The organism is Streptomyces sp. XY431 (assembly GCF_001279805.1).
Classification (GTDB): domain Bacteria; phylum Actinomycetota; class Actinomycetes; order Streptomycetales; family Streptomycetaceae; genus Kitasatospora; species Kitasatospora purpeofusca.
Window position 1 is genome coordinate 1 of the sequence record NZ_LGDO01000165.1, and the last position, 6,828, is coordinate 6,828.

General features: G+C 70.5%; 7 protein-coding genes and 1 pseudogene. 1 reads left to right on the top strand and 7 read right to left on the bottom strand.

Features of this window, described 5'->3' with window-relative positions:
- From ADK60_RS41995 to ADK60_RS46665, 3 genes and pseudogenes are all read right to left on the bottom strand, one after another.
- A partial coding sequence (locus ADK60_RS41995; RefSeq protein WP_159400484.1) for a LysM peptidoglycan-binding domain-containing protein occupies positions 1 to 729 on the bottom strand: 729 nt, incomplete at its 3' end.
- 932 nt (positions 730 to 1,661) lie between these two features.
- Positions 1,662 to 2,506: pseudogene (locus tag ADK60_RS42005) on the bottom strand (IS5 family transposase).
- 567 nt (positions 2,507 to 3,073) lie between these two features.
- Entirely contained in the window at positions 3,074 to 3,730 is a 657-nt protein-coding gene (locus ADK60_RS46665) for a hypothetical protein (protein WP_053647407.1), read from the bottom strand.
- A 119-nt stretch (positions 3,731 to 3,849) separates the two neighbouring features.
- Between ADK60_RS46665 and ADK60_RS18705 the strand changes: the two genes are divergently transcribed.
- Entirely contained in the window at positions 3,850 to 4,272 is a 423-nt protein-coding gene (locus ADK60_RS18705) for a hypothetical protein (protein ID WP_159400486.1), read from the top strand.
- Between the two features lie 191 nt (positions 4,273 to 4,463).
- Here ADK60_RS18705 and ADK60_RS18710 read toward each other — a convergent pair whose 3' ends face one another.
- The 4 genes from ADK60_RS18710 to ADK60_RS18725 form a co-directional block, all read right to left on the bottom strand.
- Positions 4,464 to 4,922, bottom strand: a complete 459-nt coding sequence (locus ADK60_RS18710; RefSeq protein WP_053647411.1) for an ATP-binding protein — start codon at positions 4,920 to 4,922, stop codon at positions 4,464 to 4,466.
- A gap of 182 nt (positions 4,923 to 5,104) precedes the next feature.
- Positions 5,105 to 5,953, bottom strand: coding sequence for a helix-turn-helix domain-containing protein (locus tag ADK60_RS18715; protein ID WP_053647413.1), 849 nt, complete (start codon positions 5,951 to 5,953; stop codon positions 5,105 to 5,107).
- Positions 5,954 to 5,976: 23 nt separating this feature from the next.
- Positions 5,977 to 6,504: a DUF6879 family protein gene (locus ADK60_RS18720; protein WP_053647415.1), complete on the bottom strand. Its 528-nt coding sequence runs from the start codon at positions 6,502 to 6,504 to the stop codon at positions 5,977 to 5,979.
- A complete protein-coding gene (locus ADK60_RS18725; protein WP_502687434.1) occupies positions 6,476 to 6,748 on the bottom strand; it encodes a hypothetical protein in 273 nt (90 codons plus the stop codon). The genes ADK60_RS18720 and ADK60_RS18725 overlap by 29 nt, the downstream gene beginning before the upstream one ends.
- Positions 6,749 to 6,828 lie beyond the last annotated feature (80 nt).

Genomic DNA, 6,828 nt, shown 5'->3' on the forward strand with positions numbered 1-6,828 from the left:
GGTCTGCGACCACTGCGGCCCCGGACCACTCGTGTACTTCCCGCAGCCCTCCTCGACCAGACGCTGGCCCATCGCCGTCACGATCGGGCTGTTCGGGTTCGACATGAACCACTCGGTCCCAGGGAAGGGGGTGTAGCCGGTGGGGGTCGGCGTCTCGCCTCCGCCGTCACCGCCCTCGGGCACGCCCTCGCCGAGGTTGACCCCGCGGGCCGGAACCTTGACCTTCTGTCCGACCATCAGGTCATAGGGGGCCTGCAGGTTGTTGACGGCGATGATGTACATCTTCGGGATGTTGTACTTCAGGCTGATGCTCTCCAGGCTGTCGCCGACCTGGACGGTGTGGGTGCCGCCGTCGTAGAGCGTGCCGGGGTCGAGCGTGCCGGCCTGGACGAGCTGGTAGAGCGGGCCGCCGGGACACTGGGTCGCGTAGCCGTCGCGGTGGCCGCGGACCTCGTTGCCGGCGCCGTGCCGGCGCAGATAGGCGATCGCGTCCTGGATGCCGGTGATCTGGACGCTGCTCGGGTCGGTGATGATGGAACTGCCGACGACGCCAGCACCGCGTAGTGCTCGCGGTTCAGCTCCGGGTTCCCGTTGGCCGAGTTCTGCGCGTTCTTGCCGCGGCCCTCGTACACGTAGCCGTGCTGGCAGACGGCCAGGCTGTAGCCGATGTCGGCCCAGCCGTTCCCGTCCATGTGCTCGGCCTGGGTCTCGCGCATCTTGCGCGGGCACTGGCTGTGCTCGACCCCGACGAACAGCGACCCGAAGTAGTGGATCTTGACGCCCTTGTTCGTCAGGACCTCGGGGTGCCCGTTCGCCGGCGGACGGGCACCCCACTCCGCACGCGTAACAAACCTCATACATTCCCCAGAATTTAGAAGTTTCCGCCCGGCCGAACCCCGCACCGGATACGATCGACCATACGCACACACCCGATCTCAATTAAACGGTTTATTTGAGTTTAGATCCAAGAGGCCAGGGCAACGCGCGGCAGATAATTGAACATGCTGAAATATGCCCCAGATCCCGACTTGCCCTGATTAAAGTCAAGGTGAAGAGTGTATTGATGGGAAGTTTTTCCTGGGGCATGCCAACCTGGTGCGCCGCCAGGCGCCCAGCCCGGCGGTCCAGAAAAGCTTCTCCACCGTCCGGGAACCGCGGCCCGTCGTCGTGCGTCCTTGGGGAGGTGGACAAGTTTTCGGGAGCAAGTTGCACGCCAGGCTGCCTGGTAACCCTCATGGGACTGGCCGGCGGAGCCGGCTCATGGAAACTCTCGGACGCGGCCCGCAGATACTGCGGCTCGTACCAGGACGAGTACGCGAATTGGGGCAGCATTCGGCACTATGAACTCCCCCTATCGATCGCCGCGGGGTTATTTATCGCGCTTGTCGCCTACGGAACCGCACACGCCGCCGTCCGCAGATCGGACCGGAGAGGAATATCCACACTGGCGCCCGTAGCAGCGACGGCGCTTGCCCTCATCGCGATGGCTTGGCTCCAATTCGCCTGGATCGGAACCGTCCCCGGAACAGTCAGCGACAGCGGCCTCTGCTCGGTCGGCAATATCCCCGCCTGGTGGCCTCAGTGGCTGCCCGCATAGACACCCTGTGCGGCGCGTCCCGCCCCGGCGAAGGAACCGGGGCCGCTAGGTCGTTTCTTTTGGATCAGCGGGCAGACCAGATGAAGATGCCGGCGATGTGAAGTCCGGCCTGGTAGACGGTGGCGGTCTTCTCGTAGCGGGTGGCCAGGCCGCGCCAGTTCTTCAGTCGGTTGATGCACCGTTCGACGGTGTTGCGTTGCTTGTAGGCCTCGCGGTCGAAGACCGGCGGGCGGCCGCCGTGGCGGCCTTTGCGTCTGCGGTTGGCGATCTGGTCGGCGGGCTGCGGAATCACCGCCCGGATCCCGCGTCTGCGCAGGTGTTCGCGGATGGCTCTCGAGGAGTAGGCCCGGTCCGCCAGGACCACGAGGGGCCGGGTTCGTGGCCGCCCGATCGGCCTCGGAACGCGCAGTGCGGCCATGACGTGCTCGAAGGCGGGCGCGTCGCCGGCCTGGCCGGGCGTGAGATGGAAGCACAGTGGGCGGCAACGGCCGTCCGCGGCGAGGTGGATCTTCGTCGTCAGCCCGCCGCGGGAGCGCCCGATCGCGTGGTGGGCGGGTTCGTCGGCCGGGGCCCCTTTTGGCGGGCCCCGGCCGCGTTCTGGTGCGCGCGCACGATCGTGGAATCGACCGCGACGACCCAGTCCAGGTCGCCCTCCGCGTCCGCCTGCGCGAGCAGGGCGGTGAAGACCCGCTCCCAGGTACCGTCGATCGCCCAGTTCCGCAGCCGGGTGTAGACGCCCTTCCACGAGCCGTACTTCTCCGGCAGGTGCACCCACTGCGAGCCGCTCTGGAACTTCCACGCGATCGCGTCGATCACCTCGCGGTGATCACGCCACCGCCCGCCCCGCTTCGGCGTCCGATCCGGCAACAACGGCTCTATCCGCGCCCACTGCGCGTCAGTCAACGGCACACCGGACCAACGATCCGATGATCGGAAAGAAACGCCCTAGGGGCGGTCAGCGCGGTGCCGCTCTGGCTCCGCGGCCCCGGTTCCATGGCCGACCGGTGCAGCCGGTCGCGGCGCAGAGCCGGGCGGGGCCGACCTCGTCGACGAAGAGCAGCCCGTCCTCGTCCAGGCGGTTCGCCCGCCCACAGCCGGCCCACGGCGCCGTACTGCGGCCGACCACGACGGCCAGGCGCAAGACTCCGGCGCGGTCTCCGGCTGTCGGGCGGGTTCTGGGTGGTGGGCGGCGGGTGGCTGGTGCTGCAGTGGGCCGAGCGCGGGCGCACCGGGCAGAGCCTGGGCGGGCGGCTGGTGGGGATCGTGCTCGTCGACGAGGACACCGGCGCGCCGATCGGCCCGGCCCGGGCGATTCTGCGCGGGCGGGTCGCGGCCTCGATACGCGCGCGGCGGGTGGCCGGGCTGGTCTCCTCCAGGAGGTCCGCCAGTCTGAGTCTGCGCTCCTCCTCCAGGTCGGGCACGGGCAGGGCCGGCTCCGCCCCCGGCATGTCCGGGGCGGCAGCGACGCTCATGCGGTCACCCCCGGCTCCGGATGTCCGCGCTCGCCCGCTGGCGCCGCCCCGACAGGTCCGTCGGGTGTGCCCGGTTCTTCGGCCGGGGCAGGATCCGCACCGCGGCCGGGTCGTAGAGCAGCCAGGAGCTCTGCTTGTCCTCACCCCAGCGCACAAAGGCGATCCACGGCACGTCCGGCCCCGGGCGGCGGCGGGCCGTGACCAGGCCCGAACGCCATCCTCCCCCGGCCCGTACCCACGCCAGGCGCCAGCACCGGTCCGCCCCGTCCGGGTCGGGCGCACCCGCGAGCTCGGACGGCACCGTCAGCGCATCGCGCCACACCCCGTGGAACGGCGCCCGGACGGGCGGCCGGTCGTTCGGTTCGGGCAGCGGGCGCACGGTCTTCTCGTCGAACACGAACCAGCCCCAGGGCTCGCCCTTGGCGGTCGCGTCGTCGTCCCACCGCACGTGGACGACCCAGACCGCACTGCCGGGCGGCCGGCGCCAGACCGTGAGCATCCCCTGCCGCCATTCGCCGCCGAGCCGGATCTCCACCAGCCGCCACCTGCGGACATCCCGCGAGGCGCCGGGCAGTGTCATCGGCTCGCGCGGCGCCCGCTCGGCGTCACCCGGCACGGGAACCGGGCGTGCCGGGCGGGAGAAGGGGACGGAATCGGTCATAGAACTATTGTTCGATAAGCTGCCGGAGTGATCAAACGTCAGCCTCGCGGCCGCCTCGGGAGCACCCGGGACCGCGGCCGGTAGCGTGACGCCGACCCCGCCTACGGACGGACCCCTCCATGCGCCCTGCCCGCGTCCAGCACATGCTCCTCGACGCCGCGGCCGCACTCCCCGGAGCCTCGGCGAGGACGTTCGCGGACATCGGCCGCACCAGCCACCCCTTCGGGATCGCCGTCGAGGCCGCCGGCCGCACGTCGCACTGGCAGATCGCCGTCACAAGCGCCCCGGGCGAAAACCTGGCCGGCGGGGACTACCCGGCTCCCGTCCTGGGAGAGAAGCCACCGTCGATGGAGGCCCCGGACCTCACCGCCGACCCCGCCACCGTCGAACGCGCCCTCGTCGCCCAGTGGCTCGCGGCGGACCCGGGCGAGATCGCCTCCGCCGACCTCTACTCCACCCGCCCCGCCCCGCCCGCCGTCGGCCACGGAGCGACCATCGACCTCCACGACGGATCCCGCGTCTTCATCAACCACGTCCGCTAGAACCGGCCCCCGGAACGCCCGGCGGACGTCGTCCGGCGCCTGCGGCCGCAGGTCGGCCGGACACGGTCAGATCGACGGTCATCCGCCGTTGGTCCCCCACCCCGGCGGTACGGCGGGCGGGAACAGCACAACGCCCCCGGCCGGGGACGGCCGGCGGCGGGACCGTGGCGGCCCGGAGCACGCGCCAGCCGTCAGCCGTCCGGCGGCCGGACACGTAGATCGGCATGGACGGTCTTGCCGTACGGCTCGGGGGTGGCACCCCAGTGGCCGCCGGTGAGGTGGTGGACCAGGGCCATGCCGCGGCCGCACTGGGCGGCGGGACCGGCGTCGATCAGACATGGCAGGATCCGGGAGCCGTCGCGGACACTGATCCGCACGGCCCGGTCGGTGATCCGCGCGACGGTGACCGTCATCTCCAGCCGGCAGCCGGTCTTCGCGGCGTTGCCGGCCAGCTCGCTCACGACGAGCTCGGCCGCCTCGACAAGGTCCTCCAGCTCCCAGCCCCGCAGGACGGTGCGCACCAGGCGGCGGGCCGCGGCGGCGGACTGCGGCTCGTAGGGCAGCAGCGCCTCCACGCGGTCGGCTGTGCCGGGACGTGCCGGGGCCTCGGCGGCCGCGGCCGGTGGGCGGTCTACGGGGTGCGCGGCCACGGCGGTACTCCGCTCTCGTCGGCGGTGACGGCTGCGCGGACCCGACGGGGGGCGGGCCCGCGCAGCGGCCCCGGATCGCCCGCCGAGGAGCCGGGTGTCCGGTCCGTCGCGGCGGGCGACGGGATCGACGGTAGGGAGTAACGGCATGCACGCTCAACGCAGTTGCATGCGATTGCAGGCTTTCACGCGAAGTCGGCGAGGGCCGCGGTGATGATGTCCTTCGCGGCCGGCCCGTAGACGGCCATTTTCGCCAGCTCCTCGAATGCACGTGCGTAGTCAGTGAGTTCACGCGGCTGCACCACGTTGATCTCGGCAGTGAGGGTTTCCACGACGGAGCGCCGGCTGTCGTGCAGATAGAAGGCTTCCAGTGGCCACACGGTGCGCTCGGCCCCGGCGGGGATGATCCCGAGGGTGACGGAAGGCAGGGGCAGCACCGCGAGCAGATGGCGCAGCTGGCCGGCCATCGTCTCCCGGGTTCCGGCCCGGTGGCGCAGCACCGCTTCCTCCATGATGACGACGAAGCGGTGGCCGCCCTCGTAGAGGAAGCGGCTGCGGGCGACACGGGCGGCGACCGCCTCGGTGACGTCGTCGGGGTAGCCCTGGAACTGCCGGATCATGCGCAGCAGGGCGGTCGCGTACGCGGTGGTCTGGAAGAAGCCGGGGACGACGTTGGAGACGTAGACGCGGGTCAGCGCCGTCTGCTCGTACTCGGCCAGGAGGGTCTCCTGGGTCTTGCGCATCCCGGCGCGGTGCAGTCGGCGCCACTCCATGTACATCGACTCCACCGCGCGGGAGGTGGCGATGAGGTCGGCGGCCTGGTCCTCGGCGTCGCAGGCCCGGCACCACGCCTTGATGTCCGCGTCGGACGGGGGTGTCTTGGCGTTGATGATGCGTGAGGTCTTGGACGGGTTCCATCCGCACCGGACGGCCAGCTCCCGCCCTTCGAGCCTGGCGTCCAGCATCAGCTCGCGCAGACGCGCGGCGACGGCGACACGGGCCGCCTGGGCACTGGAGGAGGGAGAGGAGGGCATGAGCCGGTCGTCCTGATGTGGGGTTAGACGGTGTACTTCTCGTGGTCGGTGCCGCGCTCCCAGACCGCCTCGAAGGCGTCGGTGCAGAGCTTCGCCACGGCGGGCTCCTCGCGCATCTCCACCCTCGGATCGGCCCACGCCCCCGTGCCGGTGAAGTGGTTGAACCGGACGGTCCTGCCGTCGAACAGCCAGAAGTCGTTGCCCGGCAGAGCGATGTCCGAGGCCAGGCTGCGGGGCAGCCAGCGGACGTGTTCGCCGATGCTCACGTTGGCCACGGTCAGGGTGTGCTCGTACCTGACGTAGTCGGTCACGGGCTCGGAGACGATTCGCGCCCGGCGGATCGCCACACCACGGCCGACGGCTTCCCGGATCATCGACGTCCAGGGTGTCCAGAACGGCGAGTCGGGGTCCAGGTCGGCGATACCGGTGCGCTGGAATTCGGCGAACCGGCCGCTGTCCTGCCCGGCATAGGTGTCCCGCATCTCCAGGTGGACCGCCGAGTACCGGGCGCCGGCCAGAAGGTCAGAGAAGTCCGGCACGTTCTGCGTCATCGCACGCCTTCCTGATGATCGGGACCATGCGGGCCGGGATGCGGAACACCCCTTCGCCCTGGGGGATGCCGGGAGCATGGCCCTCGGCCCAGCTGGTCGAGCTGATGTGCTCGATCAACTCGGCACCACCCTCCCAGCCCTGGAACACCAGCTCCCGCTCTTCCTTGTCCACCCAGACGGTGGGCGAGCCCTCGTGCTCCGTGTTGGGGTCGATCCCGACGAACTCTAGTGTGATGCGCCACAAATCACGAGGGTAAGTTGATACCCTTTTATGGTGTCGCATCCTGGGCCTTCTGCCGTGGTGATCTCGCTGTCTGGGGACGA

What these genes read in the sequence shown, in the direction of transcription:
- ADK60_RS46665 (WP_053647407.1), bottom strand. Translation starts at nt 3,730, where the DNA reads ATGACCGATTCCGTCCCCTTCTCCCGCCCGGCACGCCCGGTTCCCGTG.
- ADK60_RS18720 (WP_053647415.1), bottom strand. Translation starts at nt 6,504, where the DNA reads ATGACGCAGAACGTGCCGGACTTCTCTGACCTTCTGGCCGGCGCCCGG.
- ADK60_RS18715 (WP_053647413.1), bottom strand. Translation starts at nt 5,953, where the DNA reads ATGCCCTCCTCTCCCTCCTCCAGTGCCCAGGCGGCCCGTGTCGCCGTC.
- ADK60_RS18705 (WP_159400486.1), top strand. Translation starts at nt 3,850, where the DNA reads ATGCGCCCTGCCCGCGTCCAGCACATGCTCCTCGACGCCGCGGCCGCA.